Origin of the sequence: Arthrobacter methylotrophus (assembly GCF_039539965.1) — a bacterium.
GTDB classification, from domain to species: Bacteria; Actinomycetota; Actinomycetes; order Actinomycetales; family Micrococcaceae; genus Arthrobacter; species Arthrobacter methylotrophus.
Map to the genome: position 1 here is coordinate 2319374 of NZ_BAABED010000001.1, position 19609 is coordinate 2338982.

The window sequence follows — 19609 nt, forward strand, 5'->3', positions numbered from 1 at the left end:
CTAGTGGGGCGTTCAGGCCCGGACGAGTGGCAGGGTGGTTGCGGCGTGCCGGGCGACGATGCGGCCGAAGACCGCGCCCTTTCCCAGCGAGGTTCCCGTCATGTAGGCCGCCCCGTGGAACCCGCCGGTAACCTCACCTATGGCATAGAGGCCGTCAATGACATCCCCGTCGATGTCTACTACCTGGCCGTCGGTGTTGATAGTGACCCCGCAGTACGTCGTGGTCATCAGCGCCTTGGCCGGGTAGGCGTAAAACGGGGCCTGGTCCAGGGGCAGCAGCTCCCCGACGCCGTTGCACAGGTTGGTGCGGCCGGCGTCGTCAGCCTGTCCGGAGGCGATGGAAGAGTTGTACCGGGCCACCGTTTCCATCAGTGCGGATGGGTCGATGCCCGCCATCACGGCGAGTTCTTCCAGGGTGTCCGCCTTGTGTACATGTCCGATGCTCTCGAGCATGTCGATGTCGTTGAGCGGGATCCCGGGGTGTGATTTCGCCCGGATCTTCGCGTCGAAGATCTGGAAACCAAGACCGTCGGCTTCTTTGAGCACTTCCCGGCCGAGGACCTTGTAGGACTGGGATTCGTCCATGAAACGTTTGCCGGCTGTGTTCACGACGATCGCGCCCATGTAGTAAGCCGTGAGCAGCTCATGGAACTCCTCACCGGTGTCAGGATGCGAACCGTAAGTGGCGGTGACATAGGCCATGTCAGCCATGCCGGCTCCAAGCTTCCACGCCATTTTCAGGCCGTCACCGGTGTTGCCCTTTCCTCCGTACGGGATAGCTGCAAGGGCTTCCGGCGCGAAGGTACGCAGTAGGTCCGTGCCCCGGCTGAACCCGCCGGTCGCCAACACAACGCCACCGCGGGACCGGAAGACGGCCTCGCCGTCTGGGGATTGGACGACGACTCCAGTCACCTTCCCCGAGTCCTCGCGGATCAGCCGGTTGGCGCGGTGGTTCAGTCGGGTTTCCCCGCCGTGGGAGGTGAAGTTCCGGTGGAGGATGGCCAAGACGTCGGTTATGGACGAATTGTGGCTGCGCGGTGCGGACTGTCCGGAGCTGATCTCCAAGGCCCGAAATTCCACCCCTTGGTGCTTGAGCCAGTTGTAGGTCTCGCTCTGGTGCGCCAGGTAGGTCACGAGCAGAGCCGGGTCGCTGGCACCGCCTCCCGACTCCTGCATGTCCTTCAAGAACAGTTCGGCTGAGTCGTCGACATTCGCTGCTGCTTGCTCATCGGTCCCGGAGAAAGCGAAGAAGCCTCCGCTCATCGCCGTCGAACCGCCGAGGTTCCCGGTCTTTTCCAAAAGGGCGACGCTGAGGCCGGCCTCCGCTGCGGAGGCTGCGGCGGTTTGTCCGGCGATGCCGGAGCCGATGACGACCAGGTCATAGGTGTATTCGGGCATGGAAATCAGGTACTCGCTTTCAAGGTTTTGCAGGAGTCGAACTCTGTGGGACAGTGTCCCGGTATTTCCGCAGGGCACACGGCCCCGAGTCAGCAGGTGAGCCAGCCGCCGTTGACGTCGAGGCTGATGCCGGTGATGTAGCTCGCCCGGCTGCTGATGAGGAAGGCGACGGCGTCGGCGATTTCTTCCGGCTGCGCGGGGCGCTTCATCGGCACCTGGTCCAGGAGTTTCTCCTCCAGAGATACGCCGGCCATCATCGGAGTCTGGACGAAGCCCGGGGCTACACCGTTGACACGGATCCGCTGGCCGGCCAGCTCTTGGGAGAGGCTTGCGGTGAGATTTTGCAGGGCTGCCTTCGAGGCCCCGTACGCTACGGAGCTGGGCAGGAACGGTCCGAAGTCTGCTTCGGGCGGACCGCCCGTACCCAGCTTGGACGTAATGGAGAGCAGGTTCACGATGCTCGCGCTGCCGTCCGTAGGCATGTGCCGGTACGCCTCGCGGACGAGGAAGAACGGGGCACTGACGTTGACCGCCATCACCTGGTTCCAGTCTTCGTCGCTCAGTTCGAAGAACTGAATCTTCCGGCCGTTCCGTTTCGGCGAGATGCCGACAGCGTTGACCAGGACGCCGATGGGTGCGATCCCGGCGGCGAAGGCCGCCAGTTCGCGATTCGCTTTGCTGCTGGTCAGATCCCCGGCGAAGCCCCGGTGATCCGCTCCGTCAATTCGGGGCAGGCCCGCCGCAGTGAGGTCCGCCGCGGCCTGGTCAATATCGGCGACGACGACGGCGTAGCCTTCGCTAGCCAGGCGGTGGCTGATCGCTTGGCCGATCCCGCCGGCCCCTCCCGTGACGATCGCCGTCTGGGTAAGGGGCGGCCGTGTCGAGCCTGTTTGGCGGGGAGACTCGGTATCGATGATTCCCATGGTCAGCCTCTCGGTTGTCCGGCGAACGCCGTGTGGGTGTCTGTGCTGGAAACGGGCAGCGAGCGGATCGGCGAAAAGGAGGTGGGATACATGATCTTGTTTTCCATCGTCATGATCATGGGACGGATGATGGCCAGGCATTCCTGCCACTGCTCATTCCCGGCTAGCTCGGCCCGACGCGCCCGGCGGTCCTCAAGGTCCGTGTAGGCCCAGAGGTGGGTCAGCTCATTCTGGCGGCCGAACTCGGTAACGAAGTAGCCGAGGAAGCCCCCGAGGATCGGCTTTTGTGCCGGCAGCCCTATCTGTTCATATGCCGACAGGTAGTCTGCGAGGCTGGCTCCGGTATGCAGGACATACGTGCGTTGTTCTACGATCACGGGTCATCTCACAGCCGGGTCAACCGCGGTCGCGGTCCCGGGATCGGCGGCTGTCCGCAGGGCCGGTGCGTAGCGTCCGAACTGCTGCGTCTGACCCTCGAGGGTCCTGCCATCGCCCATGAGCAGCATGTTGACCAGGGCTGCGGCGATGATCACAACCCACGTAACCGTGATTGAAAGGGTGCTACCGCCGCTGATGCTCATCAACCACGAGGCTAGGAAGGGCGCCGGGGCTGCAAAGACCAGGTTCGAACCCGTGAGCGCCAACGCCGATCCTGTGTAGCGCATGTGGGTGGGGAAGGCCTCGGCGAAGAGCGCGCCCTGTCCAGCGTTGCCGAATTGGGCTGAGACCAGCGCGAACGCGACGACACCAAGCGTCAGCGGGAAGCTATGCAGGTCCACCACCTGGAAGAAGACGACGGCGGCGATAAGGGTGAAGAACGAGCCGATCATGAGAATTTTGCGGCGCCCGTAGACGTCGGAGAGGCGGCCGCCCCACCAGATGGCGATCACGGACAGGAAGTTGGAGATCATGATGATGGTGAAGGTCTGGCTTTGGGTGTATCCGTGAGTGGTGAGGTAGCTAATGCCGAAGACACTGACAATGTAGAAGGTGACGACGATCGGGGCGTAGGCCAGCATCAGCCGGAGGATGGTCACACCGTGAGTCCTGATCACGATCGCGGGGTTTGTCGACTCCGCGCCTAGTTCCTGCATCCCCTGCTTGAACACCGGGGTCTCTTCGACTTTGAGGCGGATGTAGATGCCCACAGCGACCAGCACGATGCTCAGCAGGAACGGCAGGCGCCAGCCCCAGGCGAGGAAATCGTTCTTGCTCAGCACGCCGGAGAGCACCGCGAGCAGCAAGTTGGCCATGACCTGGCTGATGGGGGAGCCCATGGCCATGAGGGCCCCGTAGAACGATCGCCGGTCTGCCGGGGCGTGTTCCATGGTCATGAGCTGGGCGCCGGTGGCCTCGCCACCCAGGGCGATTCCCTGAATGAATCGCATGAGGACCAACGCCAGCGGTGCGATGAACCCGATTGTGGAGTAGGCCGGCAGCAGCCCGATGATCATCGAGGCCAAGCCCATCATGACGAACGTTGTCAGCAGGATCTTGCGCCGGCCGAACCGGTCTCCCAGATGGCCGAAGAGGATCCCTCCCAGTGGCCGGGCGAAGAAGCCCACACCAAACGTGGCGAATGAGGCCAACAGGCCGATGGCTGGGGTGAGCTCATTGAAGAACACGACGGGGAAGACGGTCGCTGCCATCGCCCCGTAAACGGCGAAGTCGAACCATTCCAGTGCGGAGCCGAAAGTTCCGCTGAGGACGGCGCGTCTGGCTTCGGGCGGGGCGGGCGTGGACGGCCTCAGCGGGCGTTTGACGGGTTGAATCGAGGGGGACTGACTCATCGGGACTCCTTTGTCGGATGCAGTGGGTCGGACGGTGTGGTGGGGAAGGGCTGGAGAGCGCGGCGATTGCCCGAAGCGAAAGCGCGCCCATCCCTCAGGGGCTTTCCAGCAAGCAGTGAAGTGATCTTAGGCACGGTCTTGTGTAATCCGCAATAAGCGATAGAGTTATTGCGTGATACGCAATAACAATGGTTCACGGGTCGAGTCCGTCCACCGCGCGCTGTTCCTTTTGAAAGTAATGGCGCAGGAGGGTTCGCTCAGCGTGACAGAGGCGGCCAAGGCGCTCGACGTCGACCCCTCGACTGCCCAGCGGCTGCTGGCTACCCTGGCCGGCGACGGCTTCGCTGAGCAGGGGGAGCATCGCCGATACGGACCCGGTCCGGAACTTCTGCGCCCCGGCATGATGCGAGCTGTTCCACCGCTACGGGTTCGCGCCCGGCCCCATCTGGAGCGCCTTTTCGAGCGGGTTGGGGAAACCGTTCACCTCGCGACGCTCGTCGGTACCAAAGTCCACCACGTCGACGGTATCGAAGCCACGACACATGCCCTGCGGTTTGGATTGCGCGTCGGTGTGATACTGCCAGCCCACGTGACCTCGTCCGGCAAGGCGATGCTGGCCGACTTGCCTCTGCACGAAGTGGACGCCCGCTACCGGATAGCTTTGTCCGGGGCCAGCGGACCTGCTGCGGAGATAGACTTCGAAAAGCTCTACCGGGACCTGGATGAGACCCGTCGGCACGGGGTCGGCATGAACTTCCAGGAGAGTGAGGATGGAGTGGCGGCCTTCGCCGTCTCTCTCGGCGTGATCGACGGCGAACATGCTGCTTTCAGTATCGCCATGCCGATAGCCCGGTTCGGTTCCGGAGACGCCAAACGCATTTCGGACCACCTCATCCGGACGGCGGCCGAACTCAAGGAGAGCCAACTCTAGGCCGAGGTCCGGCAGGGTGGGCGGCTCGCTGGCTTCCCATTCGCTCTCGGCCGTGCCGGTGTCACTGTGGGAAAAGCTCACCATGAGGTGTCGCCTTTCAGGGTCAGGGCGCCCAGTTGGGCGTCGTCCCGCATGGCGTGGTGCTGGCGGATATAGAGCGACAGGTCCGCCATCCGCTTTCCGTACGTTTCGTTGAAAGCCAGCGGCCCCGGCCCCAAGTTCTGGACCACCATCGCCTGAATGCGTTCGACGCCGGCGGCAACGGCGCCGCGCACGCGCAGCGCCTCGCTCCTTGCCTCGGGCCCCGACAGGTCCCCGGCGTCGATCCGGGCAGCTGCCCGGGCGAGACAGCCGATCAGGGACATGATGGTCCGGTCCGTTTCGCCCAGATGGGCAAGGGCAATCTGATCCGGTTCGCTACCACCCTTTGCAGCTGTCGCCAGTGCGGAGCGGAAATCGCGTGCCACGGCAATAGTCCCACCCAGCCAGCATGCGGCCACGCCCATGCCGCCCCAGGCGAAGCCCGGCCGTTCGAAGTACCAGCCCGGTCCTCCCACCGGCACCGCGCAAACCCCCTCAAAGCGCACGGTTCCGCTAGGTATTTCCCGCAGGCTGCGGCTAGACCACTGAGGCGTCTCGCAGAAAACCCCCGGGTCATGCAGCCGCACGGCGAAAGCCGCCCGGGCGCCTCCTCCGGGGTCCCCGGAGGAGGCTCCCCCCGCTAAATAGGCAGTCACGACGGCCCGGTCCAGTTGACCAGCAAGCGAACACCAAGGCTTGGATCCGTTCAGGACATAGCCTCCTGCTCCGCCCGGCGCGGCCTCGAGCCGCAGACCGGATGCTTCAGCGGCGAACACGCCCCACGTTTGGTCCTCCGTGTCGCGGGCTTGCTCAAGAGCATCGGGCCCAGCGCCGGTTCCCGCGTTGAATTCGGCCTGCGTGAGGATGGAAATCGCGTCAAGGTGCGGTTCGAGCACCCGTCCGGCAGCCACGTCTACGGCCGTAACGCACGCCAACGGTTCCCATAAGTGCGCGGTATCGCCTTCACCTGTGCGCGGAGCCGTCCGTCCAATCTTCAGGGCCAGCGCCAAAATCGCCGGAACGTCCCCGACGGCGTCACGCAGTGATTCGAGCAGCGGGACAGTTGCTTCGAGCCGTCCGGGCGGAGAGCTGATCCGCACTGGTCGCGGTCCGGCGTTCACCATCGGGGGATCGCTGGCAACGGCGTTCAATACTTCCTCCAGTACGGACGGGCAGATCAAATCCTACTGTAAGCATACTTAGCATAGTGGCGTGACCTGCGTCCACGGGCTGCCGTCTGGCGTCAGCGCACCGCGAAGTCGCCTAAAGCAACTGCACAGATGCAGGTGGCCCGGGGAGCACTGGTGTCCCGGTTGGCTGCGCGCGTGAGCGAGGACTGTCCGCCGTCGACGACCTCAGCTATGTGCGCGAGGCCGAGCACACCACACGTTCGTTGCGGCGCACGGCTGCCGCGACGGTTCTGTAGACGGCGGCGGGGGAGAGGGGCGCATCATGGGGCAGCCTCCGGTGGCCGCGGCATCCCTGCGCACAAAGCCCGGGATGATCCTGATCCCGGTGCTGCTGAAGGTTTCGGCGAACGTCTGAACATCTCGGACCGCTGCGGCATGGAGGTCGATCTTGTCGGCACGCCGAAGGAACGAAGCCACGCCCTCATTCAGGAGGTCCGAGACCGCGGACGGCAGGCGCGGCAACCCGCGATCACCGCAGAGTACCGGTCCGGCGCACAGCCAGCCCAAGGTCGAACAGCACCTGCGTATTCGAAACCTCCGAATACCGCCGCTTCAAGAGCACGACGTTGCCTCCGCGGACGCGCGTCGCCGCTGGGCCGGTGGTTTGCTGGTTGTGAGTGGTTATGAATGAAGTGCTGCGCGGGCGAAGGCTTGCCCGGGCGCCTGGACGGAGTTGGCTTTGAGTCCGAAGCGGTCGCCGAAGATGCCGAGGTTCAGCAGGACTTCTTGGGCGTCGACGAACAGCGCTTGGACGGTGCTCGGTTCCAGTTCAGCTCCGGTGCGGGTGCTCCAACCGAGCGCCCTGAGACCGAAGGAGACGGCTTCAAGGTAGTCAGCCCAGCTGGTTCTTTTTCCTGCGGCGACTTCGAGCAGGAGTAACAGCGTCGCGTCGCGCTCGGAGTCATGACGGTGCCGGTGAGCAATGGCTCGTGCCAGGAAAAGCCAAAGGCGTGCGGGATCATCGAGCAGCAGCTTGGCGGCGGATGTGAGGACAAGCCGGCCTTTGATTTTGCGGATCAGGCCGAGTCGTTGAGCGCTTTCGCGCAGCTGAAGGACGGGGAGGGTCTGGTCTTCGCGGTTGGCTTTGCCGATCCAGTCCTTGGTCCAGCCGAGCTTTGTCATTGCCTCGCGGACCACGGCCGGCGGCAGCCAGCCGGCAGCAGTGAGGGACAGGCCGTCAATCCCGACGCGGCGGGTGAGCCAGAGATAGGGGGCGGTCATCGCCTCGGCGCCGTCTGCTTCGACCGTTGCGGGGCCGTCGAGGCTGGCGGCGTGCAGGTATGAACGGAATTCAGGTCGTAGCACGGGAGGCATCCGGTTCGTGAGTTCCTGGGTCAGTGACTCGATTCCAGGGCCGTGCTCGTTGGCAGAGGGAGCAGGGAACAGCAGGGCGAGCTCGTTGTTCACGGCATTGATATCCAGCTGTTCCGGGTCGAATTCCTGCCATGGCCCGGCTGTCCAGGCGACCCATTCCTTCAGGTATTTGTGGTCTTCGTGGCCAGGGTCGGCGAGGGCGTCGAGTAGGTGGTGGTAGCCGCCGACGCCGCCGGAGTCTTCCAGCGGCGCCCGCCGTGCGCCGTCCAGGAGCCGCGCCCTGAGGGCGTTGGCCGGCGTGGGGAGGCTTCCGGTGAGTTCGAGGCGGTGGATCCAGCAGTCTCCGAAGTCATATTCGTAAAAGAGGGGACCGGATTCAACGGTGAGGATCTGGCCCAAGGTCCAGTCCGTCTCCGGGAGGGCATCGTCACTGTCCTCCAGCGGGTCCGGGGAAACCCACCGCCGAGGTTCCGGCACCTTCCCGTTGACGGGCCGCAGCAGCTTGTAAGGGTCGGTGTCGGTGAAGGAGTGCAGATGCGAATCCCGCCAGCCAATGGCCGTTTGAAGGACCTCGTGCACCCTATCCAGTGTCAGAGAAGGGTCGACCTCGAGAAGCCGCCAGATGGCCGGTTCGCTGCCTTCGATCGAGACTTTCACCCGCAGCAACATCGACCCTAGACCTCCATCTGCAGCACGTATCGTCACAACATTATCCTGCCAGTCCAGTGTTCGGGGAGGCCACTGTCCGGGCTCGCGGTGTCCACTATTTGGGCTGGACACGCGCAAACTTAAGTACTTCCTCGCCGTCGTCGATCAATACGGTTTCGGCGCAGTGTCGGCGATGTAGCTCTTGTGTTTCTGCGTAGCGCGAGGACCCTAGCCAAGGGAAGTGCCCCGCACGATGTGCGAGGCACTTCCTGACTATTGGTTAATGCGCGCCGCCGCTGCGAACACCGTCGCGGTGAACTGCAGATGTCTGAGTGGCCCGAGGACAGCGAGCATCGGGAAAACCACTCCCAGCACGGCCTGGCGTAAGAGCAGGCGGTAGCGCCTCCGTGGTCCCGGACTTTTCCGTGTCTACAGGGATGCCAGCACTGTCAGCGTTGAGGAGAGCGCGTCAGCCAACTCCCGCCCCTTGGTCACGAAGTGTCGGGAGAACTGGTTGCGGTGTTCTTCGTGTCCGTGAAAGTGGTGAGGAGTGAGGACACCGGAAAACACGGGTACGTCCGTATCCATCTGCACTCGCATCAGCGCATCTACAACGCTTCCCGCGACGAACTCGTGGCGGTAAATACCGCCATCGACGACGAGGGCGGACGTGGCGATACCGGCGTAGCGCCCGGAAGTCGCTAGCCGTCGGGCGAGTAGCGGAATTTCGAAGGCACCGGGAACGCGGAATACGTCAACCTCGGTAATGCCACGTTCTTTCAGTCGAACAAGGAAGCTTTCAACAGCTCGATCGACGATATCAGCGTGCCATTGGGCGCTCACAATGGCTACTCGGGTGGGGGCAGCGGGTTTGAGTGACAAGGATGGTGCCTTTCCTGGGGGACGTCGTCCAAGGAGTGGACGGAATCAATGACAAGACCTAGCCGCGGAGACCGATGTTCAAATGAACATGAACGGGCATTCCCTGTCCGGTAGTTAATAGCCCGGTGCGGTCAAGTAATGACGGCCTGCAGGGGCGACCGCCCGTTGTGTCTTGGAAACGTATAGATTCCTGACATCGGCGGGGACTGGCTCGCGACGTTCACGAGGCCCGGAATTGTGAATCGCAGCGATTTGTGGCGGACTTTTCGCAGCGCTAGTCCGAAAATGAGGTGACCTGACTGCGGCCGGTGCGCACTTGGTGCAGCCGGTCGTGGTCCGGCGGGCATAGGTGGCGGTATGAAGACGGGTGGGTGTCAGGGTGACGGTATAGCCGAGGGCATCGAGCTGGCGGATGTGGCCGTGTTTTTTGGTGGCCGGGTCCGCACAAGCCTGGCCCCGCTGGGTGCCTGTGGGGTGAATCGTCCGGCTGGAGCGAAGTGACCGGCGCCTGCCCGGCCCACACCGATGACTTGATCAGAAGACTGCCCAGCCCCTTGGGGGCTGTGGCCCATCACAGGAATGCTTCGGAGTGACCTTCACCCGGGCCGACGCCGGCCGCGCCGCGGCCAGAAAGCATCTGCCGTTCGTGAGGAAGGTACCTCGGCCACAATGACCACTGTCGCACACTCATCCCGTTCGTCATCGGCGTGGACACCCACGCCCGCACACACACCTACGCCGTGCTCGCCGCCAACGGCGAGCACCTGGGAACCGAAGCGTCCCGAACACCCACGCGGGCAGGGCCCGCGCAATCGCCTGGTCCGCCCGGCGCACCGGTGGGGACCTTGGAGCCCTCTGGATCATTGAAGGAACCGGCAGCTACAGGGCCCTGCTCGCCGGCACCGTCTCGCGGGCTGACTTCCGCGTCGCCGAAGCACCCAGGGTCAGGGCCTACGCACCCGCGCGTCGCGGGACCGGGAAGTCCGATCCGCTGGACGCTGCCGCGATCGCCGCAGCGGCTCTGCCGCTCGAGGAGGCCCAGCTGCGCGTTCCCCGCCAGGACGAGGGCGTCCGGGCCGCACTGCGCGTCCTGGTCGCCGCGAGGGAGCAGATGACGATCGAGCGCACCGCTAAGTTCAATGCCCTCACCGCCCTCCTGCGCAGCGTCGACCTCGCCATCGACGCACGCAAGCCCCTCACCGATCCCCAGATCACCGAGATCTCCCACTGGCGTACCCGCGACGAGGCCCTCGCCGCCGCCACCGCCCGGGCAGAGGCGATCCGACTCGCCAAGCGCATCACCATCCTCGATACCGAGCTCCTCGAGGCCAGCCCTGCCGCTGCACTGCTAGACGAAAAAGGGATTGGGCCTGTGATCGCCGCCGTGGTCTACACGGCATGGTCGCACTTGGGCCGGGTACGCTCCGAGGCCGCCTTCGCCGCCCTCGCCGGCGTGGCGCATGTCTACGCGTCTCGTCGTCTACTTTCCTCAGATGCGCGGAACGACGGCCCACCCCGTATCGGCTGGAACGGCACTGGCCCGAGGCAGGTTTCAGGCGTACTTCGATCCCACCCGCAGAACGCACCCCACACCGCCGACGACACCATCCCGACCACGGTTTTACAGATATAGAAGATTCGCCCCAGGATACGAGAGTGTGGCGGCCAGATCGCGTTGAGGGAACAAGTGCGTCGAGGTGGACGTTCCAGTGTGGTCAGAGTGAATAACATCAACAACCGTATGAAAAGAGAATCACCCAAGTGGCAACCGACTATGACGAGGTCCGTTCCGACGTCAAGGAATCCCAAGACCGTTCCCTGCAGGCTTTTCAGTCTGCCAACGCCCCGGATGCCCGAAGCGTCGTCAGTGAGCTCGACGAAGCTGATGCCCTGGATGAGGGCCTTACGCCAGGTGGGGAAATTGTCACAGAAGAGCTGATCGTCCAAGTAATTCCTCAAGCGAAGGACGAGTTCACCTGCTATTCCTGTTTCCTGGTGCGGCACCGGTCCCAACTGGCACGCGAAAGCGACGGACACTCTTACTGCATCGACTGCGAAGGCTAAGTCAATTCATCACAGCCTACGCATGGCTGCGATGGGACACTCAGCTTCCCAGCGAACCTCAAGGTGCCTCAAATCTTCTGATGCACCTTGGATGCACTCGTAATGCGACCATGGCCTCGATGCTGCGGACGTTCTAGGAGATCTCGTCGAGACTTCAGTTTGCAGGTCACCGAAACCGGGGAGTGCGTATCAGCGGGGTCCTAATCTGCAGATTCTGCAATTGGATCACTTCTACTGGCATCCCTGCGGATTGAATGGGGGCGTATTCGTCTGTCGAATACGGATCATGCTGGAGAATTGCCCGTGTGGAAAGAACGAATCTAGTCGAGTCGGCATTCGCGGGAGCTTTCAAGTCACGTGGGTTCCGTAAGCGAGGTCGGAACTGGTTCCGAACGACATCGGCCGATGAGTATCAGGTGGTGAATCTTCAGAAGTCTCCATGGGGAAGCGGAGACTACTACCTCAATCTGGCGTGGGATCCAGTGGTCGCCAGTGGGGAGTTTCGGTCAGAAAACTTCTGTCTTCTGAGTCTTCGAGCCGAGCAGACGGATGTGATCCCGCCGATTGATTTTGTGAGGCCTGATGGCCTGGTTGCGCGCGATCTTCCGGGAACCATCCTGCTCGACGCCGAAATGGGCGGCCGGATCCCTGGAGATGCCTTCGTCGAGCAACTGACTGAAGTTGTTATTACCCCGGTCGCGGACTTCATGGATAGGACGCCTTCTTTGGTCGATCTGGTTCCTCTGCTTTCCGCCAAGCCGCAGTTCGCCTTCGTTCGGGTGCGAGAAGAGCTTAGCCGTCGAGGATATGAACTGCCCGAGCGATGATGGCGTCAGCATGTGAGTGCTCGTCATGGTTTGGTGCGTAGGTTAACGTAGCGTGACCAGGCGTCCCCGGCATTGTCGGCGTGGAGGAACGCAACCTGGTGGCAGTAGCCGAGTGCGTCCGCGGACCAGGGGTGGCGGGGAAAGCGTCAGGTGTTCGTCGAGGGCGGTGTTTCGTGCGCCGCGCAGGTCGATGCCGAGGCCGCGGAGCCTGTCCATGATGGTGTCTGGGTGAAGTGGCTGTCCGGCTCGGGTTCCGGGGAAGAGCCAGGGGCTTCGGGTGTCTGATCCGGTTCTGAGGTTCGGCCGGTTTCGCAGGTGTTCTTGAAGTAGTTCCGCGAAGGGTTGGGGCACGGGGACCGGATGCGTGCCGAAGGCGATCTTCATGTTCGCGCTGCCTTCGTTGGCCTCGACGGCCTCGACGCGGAGTTTGGCTACCCGCACGAGCGGTTGGGCGTAGAGAAGCAGCAGGATCCCGGCGACTCTGTAGGGCAGGGATTCGCTGGTGCCGGTGAGCAGTTCCCGCAGCCAGGCCAGGCGTTGGTCCTGGGTGATTGCCGGGCGGTTTTTGGCGGTGTAATGGCCCATTTCTACGCGGGTGTTTGTTCCGGTGTTGTTGATGAAGACGATGAAGGTGCGGATGGCCTTCCTCGTCGTGGGTCCGGTGGCGAGCCAGGTTTCGATGTCTTGCTGGGTGCAGGTGGCTGCGGTTCTTTGGTGGGTTTGCCAGAGCCAGTCCAGGAATTTGACGGTTTCGGTGATCTCTTGTTTGGCCGAGTGCACCGGGCCGCGGGCGCTTGTTTCCGGTGTTGTCGTGGACCGGATGCGCCGTAGGTGGTGCCATGTGGCAAAGTGCTCGACAGGTCTTGCGACCTGTTCGGGCAAGGGGCGGAGCTTGTCTTCGATCCAGGACTCGAACCGGGCAAGGTGCGGGTCTTTGTAGGGGAGGAGTCCGTGGTGGACGAACAGTGCCCGCAGGTGGTTGGTTTCTCGTTCTGCTGACTTGGCTTGGGCGTTGAGTCCTTCGTGGGTCAAAGGTGTTGTCCCGTTTGAGAGTGAGGACAGGAGGGCTTGGACTTTAGGGGAGCGCTTCCAGGTGATGATGCTCTCGGGCCGGTCTGCCTTGCAGAGGACCTCGACGATTCTGCCCGCCATTCCTGAATCGGCAGGGTCTGTGAGCAGTAGGTCGTTGAGGTCGTCCCGGAGAGCGCAGCGGGCGCAGATACCCAGTCGGTAGAACTCGCCCTCAACACCGCAGCGGCCGCAGTGGAAGTCGTGGGGGATGCCTGCGCAGGGTGCGCATCGCGGCCCACCGATGGTCTCGGGCGGGCCCGGGAGCAGCCGGTGCTGGCCGCAGTCAGGGCAGGTCCCGTGGGTGCGGGTGGCGGTGGTGAAGCAAGGTCCGCAGATTTTGCCTTCGGGCCAGGTGGCGCGTGTTCGGCCGGCGGTTCTGCCGCAGCGGACGCAAGTGGCGCTCCCTGTGGTGCGCGGCCGGCCGCGGCTGGTGTTGCGGGGAGTCAGCCCCTCTGGAGCCTCAGTGCCCATCGTCGATGATGCGGGCCCGCCGAGGGCGGACGGTGCGGTTCAGGTCAACGACATTGGGAGCGCTGGTGCCGGTCTTGCGGGTGCGGGCATCGGCGGCTGTCACCGTGATGAGGTCTTCGGGGCCGCAGGAGAAGATGTCACAGATCGCGGCGATGAGTTGCAGCGCGACGCGTTCGGGCTTCTGGTTGACGAGCCGGTAGACCTGCGGCCGGGACAAGGAGATGCCGCGCTCGGCCAGCAGGGGGATGAGGTCGGTCGTGTTGTGTAGTCCCCGTGCTGCCATGAGCTCGGAAAGCCGCCATTTGTATTCGACTTCGCGTCTCACCATTGGCCCCTCATCTGCACGCCCAGAACTTCGTCCATGGTGCGGTCCAGGGCCGCCCGGAGGGTGGAGTTGCGGAAGTCATCGCTGACGAATTGATAGATCCCGGTGGTGGAGGCGTGTTCGTGGCCCATTTGATATTGCATTATCTTTAGCCCGTCAGGTAGATGTGCCTCTGGCCTGCGGTTTTGTGTTGGTGGGTGTGTCCGGGACGTGCATGACGATGGCATTCGGTGTCCTTTCATTCTCGGGGAACTGTTATTGATTCGGGATGCTTCCGGCGGGTTGGGACTACCGATTCACGGCGGCGTTGTCCGAGGGCGTGTGCGAGTTGCTGCCGCAGGCGTTGATTCTCGTCGTTGAGTCGTCTGATTCTGTCGTTGGCGGCTTCGAGTCGTTGCCGTAGAGAAGCCTCGCTTGCCCGCTGTGACCGGGATTCCGGTGTGGGCTCCGCCGCGGCTTGTATTTGACGGAGGTGTTCGATTTCGGCTCGGAGGTCGGGCTGGGTGTAAAGCCAGGACCGGGAGACTCGGGCGTATTTGGCGACGGCATCGAAGGTGACCGGACGGCCGTCCGCGTGCAGGGTTCGGAGCGCTTGGACAGCTTTGGACCGGGTGAGGGCGGCGCGCTGCTGTGCAGCTTTGATCAGGTGCCGGCTGTTGTCGGGGCGGTTCATCCGGCCGCTCCGGCTGATGCGGTGTCACCGAGGGAGCCGATGATGCGGTCCAGGTTGTGCAGTACTGCTTGGTTTATCTCGATGAGCCGGGTCTGTCCGCGGGCTTCGGCGGCGGAGAGGAGCTGGACGGTCTGGCGGTGCTGCTCGCGGTGCTGGGGGAGGAACTCGGCGGTGGTGACGAACATGGGACACGTCAGGCAGGCATTGGCGTGCGGGCAGGATTTCTGGACCGGGAGCCCGCAGAATCCGTTCGGCAGGCTCTGTGTTGCGCGGCCGAGTCGTTGTTTGGCCCAGCTGGCTTCGGCGAGTGGTCCTTGCGGGTCAATAGTGATGGTGTCGCCGTTGATGTTGACCTTGCGGGCTTTCTCCCAGTGGCGGCGCACGGTTGTGTCGTGCAGCCGGGCGTAGTGGGCGGTCATTTCGGCTGAAGTGTGGTCGAGGAGGACCCGGACTACTTCCTGTGGGACGTCGCGGTTGATCAGTGTTGTCCCGAAGGTATGGCGCCACTGATGTGGGGTCAGGCGCGCCTCTTGCCCGTGTTCGTCCTGGATGTCGCAGCGTTCCAGCCAGTCTTCAAGCTGTCCGCGGTAGGAGTGTGTGGTCAGCGGTTTTGCTCCGTCAGGGTTCATCTTCGGGGCCGGGAACAGCCAGTTGCTGCCGTCGGGGAACCGTTCACGGACGCGTTGTTGCTGGTCGAGGATGGCGGCGAGGACTTCCTCGTCGAGAGGAACGAGGGCTTCGCGTTTCATCTTTCGGTTCATATACCGCAGATAGGGGGCGCCGTCACCGTCACGGACCACGCAGTCGGTAGCGAGGTTGCAGGCGTCCCCGACGCGCAGTCCGCAGCGCATCAGGATCAGGGTGAGTAGCCGGCTGTCGGGGCTGGTCCATTTGCCGAGGTTTTCGGCTTGATCCAGTTGCGCCATGATGTGATCGGCCAGGGCCCTGGGCAGTCGTTTGGCCGGTCGTGGGAAGTCTTCAGGGTAGAAGTTCGCCGACGTTGGCAGGTCCTCGGTCCAGCCGTGGCGGCGGACCGCGGCGAAGAAGGCGTTCAGGGAGCTGACGTCGCGGCCCCGGGAAGTCACTGCCCGTTTGTCCCGGGCCAGCTCGGCGAGGAAGCGTTCCAGGATGCCGCGGTCGATGCAGTCCGGGCCGTCGGAGTCTGGGATAGTGTGTGCCAGGAACGCGGCGAATCGGTTCAGGGCGAGGATGTCGACGCGGGCCTGGATGATTTCCCGGCCGCTGGTCAGCCGCCATCGGATGAAGCGTTTTGCCAAGGCACGTAGCCACGGTTGCGGGATCTTGTCGAAGCGGAGCGTGCCGCGGGTGTCGGTGTGGCCGAGCCGGTGCATGGCCCAGGCATCGCGGTAAAACTCGGACTCCCAGCCGGTGCCGGCAGCGAGGTCTTCGAGCCGGGTGTAGGCAAAGCGCAGGAACGCGAGTTGCCCGTTGTGGCGGTGGCTGCGGCCTGCGCGGCCGGCGCCGTAGAACGTTGCCCACCGGTCAAGATCCCAGTCCAGTAGCGAGGTGACGCCGCTGTCGGTGACGAGCCGGATCACGGGCGTCACGGCGGACGAATGGGTACTGGCCCGGCGTTCGTCATGGCGGCATTGCAGGGCGTGCTGGAGCTCCAGCCGTAGCTGGGGCCGATCGTCCAGGCATCGGAAATCGAAGCGGTCCAGGCCGACGCTTTCGCACCGGGTGACGAACTCGCCGATGTCCGGTGCGCCGATGGCGTGCCAGCGGGATTTGTGGTTCAGACACAACGGCGAGTTGCCCTGTGCCCAGAGGTCACAGAACGCGAGCCTGCATTCGGGCCGTTCGGTGGCCGGCTCAGGGGAGAGGGTAGTGAGCCATCTGGACATGTCGGTCTCGCCGGAGCGTGCGAAGAACCCGTGATGGCGGACGCAGAGTCCGCGTCTGGCCGAACCGAAGCGGCACCAGGTGACGGTGCACGCCGCCAAGGGGCCAGCGCCTGAGGGCAACGGGCCGGGGCTGGCCAGGAATGACTCTGTTTCCGGGCGTCCTTGGTCGAGCCAGCGCTTGTAGTGGCCCTTGCAGAACCCCTTCACCGTGCGTTGTCTTTCACACCCGTCGATCCGGCAGGGCTCGGTGTTGAAGACGAGGGAGCCCGGGGCCGGGATCACGATTCTCGGTCTGAACTCGGGCCGGACCGTTGCCATCAGCTTGGCAAGCAGTCCAAGACCGGCGTGTTGGTTGTTCAGTGCGGGGGAGCTCACCAGCTAACCTCTTTTCCGGTCAGCAGCCCTGCCTTCTCAAGGGCCCGGCGGGCGTCCTCGACACTGAGGTGGCCGTAGACGTCGATGGTGGTCGCTACCGATGCGTGGCCAAGCAGGCTGCTGATCACCTCGATGGGCGTTCCGGCCCGTAGCAATCGGGTGGCATAGGTGTGGCGGAACCAGTGCGGGTCAAAATCCACCCCCGTATTTCGCCGCAAGCGTTGCACCAGGTCATAGACTCCCGCGTAGCTCATCGGCCGTCCGCGGGCGCCCGCCCACAGATTCACGAACACATAGTCGCTGTCGAGATCGCCGTATTCCTCATGGAGGTAATCGCCGTAGAGCCGCACAACATCCGCGCCAATCGGTATCGTGCGCGGCGAAATGGACTTCGCCCGTGCCCGGTTGGCGTTCACCCGTCGGCGGATCGTCAGCTCGCCCTCGGCGACTGCAATGTCCTCGTGCCGCAGCCCGAGCGCTTCGCCAATGCGGATTCCCGACTCCCACAGCAGGACGAACAGGAACCGGTCCCGCAGCCGCGTGCACGCATCCAGCACTGCCTGGGCCTTCGCCGCAGGCAGTACCGTGGGCAACCTCTTGGGCTCACGCAGTTTCACGATCCGGCGCCGCTGCGGCCTGTCCCCGGCAAGGTGGGCAAGGAACGGTCTCCACCCCGTTCTTCGATGCCGGACAGTTTCGAACTCGGTGACAAGGTCGCCCAGCGGGACCCCATGACGGGAGTGGAACACGTAGAGGCCGCTGACCGCCGCGAGCTTGCGGTTCACCGTGCCCGGCCCACAATAATGGGAAGCCGACGGCAATAACGTCACGTCAGCGGCGCGCCCGGCAGGCGGAAGCCGCAGCCAGGCCACGAACTCGCCCACGTTCTCCAGCCTCACCTGACGCCAATCAAGATCGCGGTACCTGAGAAAGACGAACCAGTCCTTGAGATCATGCGCATACGCCTTGAGCGTGTTCGGTGACCGCTCGACGTCGGTCAGGTAAGCCAGGAACCGCTCCACCGGCTCGATGACACCATGATCATCAAGCACAGTCCACGACTCAAGCGGCGAACCGGACACCATAACTCGTTGAACCTGCATTAACCCTCCCGCGATCCCGTGTGATGGACAGCTTCAGATAAGCACCTCCATCACGCGGAATTGCACGGTTACCGGCCTCGTGCTGCACGTCAAGGACACCACGTTTCCGGCCCCAGATAAATTGCACGAATCTAGGATCCCATCCGCCCTCCAGAAGGTGCGTTGCGTAGGAGCGTCGCAGTGAGTGCAGATCCAGGCCATCCAGCGGCAGTCCCAGCTCGTCCAGGTAACGCCGGAGCCGGCGCAGCAGGGTGGATTCGCAGATCAGACCGCCGCGTTCGCTGGGGAACAGGTCCAGCGTTTCAAGCGTTCCCCGCCCGTTGGCGAGCCAGTCCTCGATGACCCCGGCCGTCCAGTCGAAGACCGTCAGGACGCTGCGGGGTTTGTGCGGGGAGCCCTTGCGTGACTTGCCGAAGCGGACCTTGCAGAGGCCTGTTTTTCCGAACCTTCGCGCTTGCGGGTTGGTCGCGAAATCGATGGTCTGCAGGTGCCGGAGTTCGTTGAACCTGAGCCCGTACGAGTAGGTGATTTTCAGCATGACCGCGTCGCGGTAGGCTGCTTTCCAGCCCTTCTTGCCTGAGGCCGCTTTGAGTTCGACCTGGTCATCCGCGTGGTCGAACAGCATCTGCAGTTCAGCCTTGGTGAACGGCCGCTTCGAAGGACGCCCTTCGTACTCTTGAGTGTGCGCAGCGGTGTTCCAGTCAAAGAAGACCTGGGACGGGTGCGTGCCAAAACGCTCCTCACAGACCTGGTCCCAGCCATAGTCGGGGTTGGATACGTAGGACGTGAACCGGCGGAGGGCGGACTGGTAACCGCGGATCGTGGAGTGCTTCAGTTGATGGATCGAGCGCAGGTCACCGAAATACTCCTCGACATGGGCCGGTGACCAGTTCCACGGGAACTCGTTCACATGGTTCACGAACCTTCGGACACATCCGATGCCCTTATCAATCGTGTCGAACTGAAGGTTCCTGGAGAGCTGCTGGTTGCGCCAGCCCGTAAGCATGTCCTCGAGCGTCTGTTCCTCGGGATGCAGCAGCCGAACAGCACTCAGTTGCAGCACGCGCCCGGACCCATCGACCGCCATTTTCGCCTCCAAATCACGCCAGAATCATGTTCATAATTTGAATCAATGATTCATCAAACGCATCATCACGACAAAACCGCAGGTCAGAGGCGCGTCTCACGCCGTCACAGACAACCACACGCGGCCTTCTGGATCGTCCGGGAAGCTGCCCGTCAGGGTTGCGGGGGTGCAAGAATCCGCGAAATCCCGGGGTGAGTGAGCCCGTCCCGGCTGTCCTGTCTCATCCAACGTGATGCACGGAGCGTCCAGATTACGCGGGTGCGTCAACTGTAGTGAGACAGATTCTCCCGATTTGTCTCACTACAGTTGACGCAGATTGGAGAATCTCAATGCGTACCAGGGTTCAAGTTCAGTGCCTTGGCGGAGCATTCTTCAGCTTCGGTCGACGTGCCTAAGGGGAACTGGAACCTTGATGGGCTTTTATGATCGATTCCGTCTACTCTTGCGGCATGCAAAGTTCACATCCTGCACGCGGCCTCGGCGCTGAGAACCTAGGTCGCGTTCCACCCGTCCGGGATCTCATCTGCTCCGGCGGGCGCGATGAGTGATCTTGCGGCGGTCCTTGGTCGTATCGAGCTTGGCTTGAACGCT

General features: G+C 63.3%; 18 protein-coding genes and 2 pseudogenes. 5 read left to right on the plus strand and 15 right to left on the minus strand.

All coding sequences use genetic code 11. The features are described from left to right. Positions 1-12 precede the first annotated feature (12 nt). The 4 genes from ABD884_RS12265 to ABD884_RS12280 all read right to left on the minus strand — a co-directional run bounded on the left by ABD884_RS12265 (position 13) and on the right by ABD884_RS12280 (position 4111). On the minus strand, positions 13-1398 hold the full coding sequence (locus tag ABD884_RS12265; RefSeq protein WP_345046041.1) for an FAD-dependent oxidoreductase: 1386 nt from the start codon (positions 1396-1398) through the stop codon (positions 13-15). 89 nt (positions 1399-1487) lie between these two features. Continuing rightward, the gene (locus tag ABD884_RS12270) at positions 1488-2321 is read right to left on the minus strand and encodes an SDR family NAD(P)-dependent oxidoreductase (RefSeq protein ID WP_345046042.1); all 834 of its coding nucleotides are present in this window, start codon (positions 2319-2321) and stop codon (positions 1488-1490) included. A 2-nt stretch (positions 2322-2323) separates the two neighbouring features. Continuing rightward, entirely contained in the window at positions 2324-2698 is a 375-nt protein-coding gene (locus tag ABD884_RS12275) for an NIPSNAP family protein (protein ID WP_345046043.1), read from the minus strand. A 3-nt stretch (positions 2699-2701) separates the two neighbouring features. Beyond that, a complete protein-coding gene (locus tag ABD884_RS12280) occupies positions 2702-4111 on the minus strand; it encodes an MFS transporter (RefSeq protein ID WP_345046044.1) in 1410 nt (469 codons plus the stop codon). A gap of 172 nt (positions 4112-4283) precedes the next feature. Here ABD884_RS12280 and ABD884_RS12285 point away from each other — a divergent pair, with 172 nt between their 5' ends. Further along, entirely contained in the window at positions 4284-5042 is a 759-nt protein-coding gene (locus ABD884_RS12285; RefSeq protein ID WP_345046045.1) for an IclR family transcriptional regulator, read from the plus strand. A gap of 77 nt (positions 5043-5119) precedes the next feature. On the opposite strand, the gene ABD884_RS12290 is transcribed toward ABD884_RS12285, so the two are convergent. Next, positions 5120-6247: a hypothetical protein gene (locus ABD884_RS12290; protein WP_345054776.1), complete on the minus strand. Its 1128-nt coding sequence runs from the start codon at positions 6245-6247 to the stop codon at positions 5120-5122. A 454-nt stretch (positions 6248-6701) separates the two neighbouring features. On the opposite strand from ABD884_RS12290, the gene ABD884_RS12295 reads away from it, so the two are divergent. Beyond that, positions 6702-6944, plus strand: a complete 243-nt coding sequence (locus ABD884_RS12295; RefSeq protein ID WP_345046046.1) for a hypothetical protein — start codon at positions 6702-6704, stop codon at positions 6942-6944. Here the strand turns inward: ABD884_RS12295 and ABD884_RS12300 are convergent. Next, complete coding sequence (locus tag ABD884_RS12300) at positions 6935-8332, minus strand: plasmid pRiA4b ORF-3 family protein (RefSeq protein ID WP_345046047.1); 1398 nt, start codon at positions 8330-8332, stop codon at positions 6935-6937. The two genes, ABD884_RS12295 and ABD884_RS12300, sit on opposite strands and share 10 nt — an antisense overlap. Before the next feature lie 372 nt (positions 8333-8704). Next, positions 8705-9157, minus strand: a complete 453-nt coding sequence (locus tag ABD884_RS12305) for a 6,7-dimethyl-8-ribityllumazine synthase (protein ID WP_345046048.1) — start codon at positions 9155-9157, stop codon at positions 8705-8707. Between the two features lie 669 nt (positions 9158-9826). Here ABD884_RS12305 and ABD884_RS12310 point away from each other — a divergent pair. The 3 genes and pseudogenes from ABD884_RS12310 to ABD884_RS26195 all read left to right on the plus strand — a co-directional run. Then, positions 9827-10676, plus strand: a pseudogene (locus ABD884_RS12310) (IS110 family transposase); the annotation flags it as partial. 242 nt (positions 10677-10918) lie between these two features. Then, on the plus strand, positions 10919-11221 hold the full coding sequence (locus tag ABD884_RS12315; protein ID WP_345046049.1) for a DUF4193 domain-containing protein: 303 nt from the start codon (positions 10919-10921) through the stop codon (positions 11219-11221). A gap of 254 nt (positions 11222-11475) precedes the next feature. Further along, positions 11476-11682: pseudogene (locus tag ABD884_RS26195) on the plus strand (DUF4304 domain-containing protein); the annotation flags it as partial. 45 nt (positions 11683-11727) lie between these two features. On the opposite strand, the gene ABD884_RS12320 reads toward ABD884_RS26195, so the two are convergent. The 8 genes from ABD884_RS12320 to ABD884_RS12355 all read right to left on the minus strand — a co-directional run bounded on the left by ABD884_RS12320 (position 11728) and on the right by ABD884_RS12355 (position 19018). Beyond that, a complete protein-coding gene (locus tag ABD884_RS12320; protein WP_345046050.1) occupies positions 11728-12075 on the minus strand; it encodes a hypothetical protein in 348 nt (115 codons plus the stop codon). Between the two features lie 15 nt (positions 12076-12090). Continuing rightward, positions 12091-13590: a recombinase XerD gene (locus ABD884_RS12325; RefSeq protein WP_345046051.1), complete on the minus strand. Its 1500-nt coding sequence runs from the start codon at positions 13588-13590 to the stop codon at positions 12091-12093. Beyond that, positions 13580-13918 carry a helix-turn-helix domain-containing protein gene (locus ABD884_RS12330; protein ID WP_231497281.1) on the minus strand — a complete coding sequence of 113 codons (339 nt, stop codon included), beginning with the start codon at positions 13916-13918 and terminating at the stop codon, positions 13580-13582. Before ABD884_RS12330 ends, ABD884_RS12325 begins: the two co-directional genes overlap by 11 nt. Continuing rightward, positions 13912-14046, minus strand: coding sequence for a hypothetical protein (locus ABD884_RS12335; RefSeq protein WP_345046052.1), 135 nt, complete (start codon positions 14044-14046; stop codon positions 13912-13914). The genes ABD884_RS12330 and ABD884_RS12335 overlap by 7 nt, the downstream gene beginning before the upstream one ends. A gap of 107 nt (positions 14047-14153) precedes the next feature. Next, positions 14154-14588, minus strand: coding sequence for a DUF6262 family protein (locus ABD884_RS12340; RefSeq protein ID WP_345046053.1), 435 nt, complete (start codon positions 14586-14588; stop codon positions 14154-14156). Further along, positions 14585-16828 (minus strand): tyrosine-type recombinase/integrase, encoded by a 2244-nt coding sequence (locus ABD884_RS12345; protein WP_345046054.1) that lies wholly within the window; start codon positions 16826-16828, stop codon positions 14585-14587. The genes ABD884_RS12340 and ABD884_RS12345 overlap by 4 nt, the downstream gene beginning before the upstream one ends. After that, positions 16825-17931 (minus strand): tyrosine-type recombinase/integrase, encoded by a 1107-nt coding sequence (locus ABD884_RS12350; protein ID WP_345046055.1) that lies wholly within the window; start codon positions 17929-17931, stop codon positions 16825-16827. The genes ABD884_RS12345 and ABD884_RS12350 overlap by 4 nt, the downstream gene beginning before the upstream one ends. Continuing rightward, the gene (locus ABD884_RS12355; protein ID WP_345046056.1) at positions 17891-19018 is read right to left on the minus strand and encodes a tyrosine-type recombinase/integrase; all 1128 of its coding nucleotides are present in this window, start codon (positions 19016-19018) and stop codon (positions 17891-17893) included. Before ABD884_RS12355 ends, ABD884_RS12350 begins: the two co-directional genes overlap by 41 nt. Between the last annotated feature and the right edge of the window lie 591 nt (positions 19019-19609).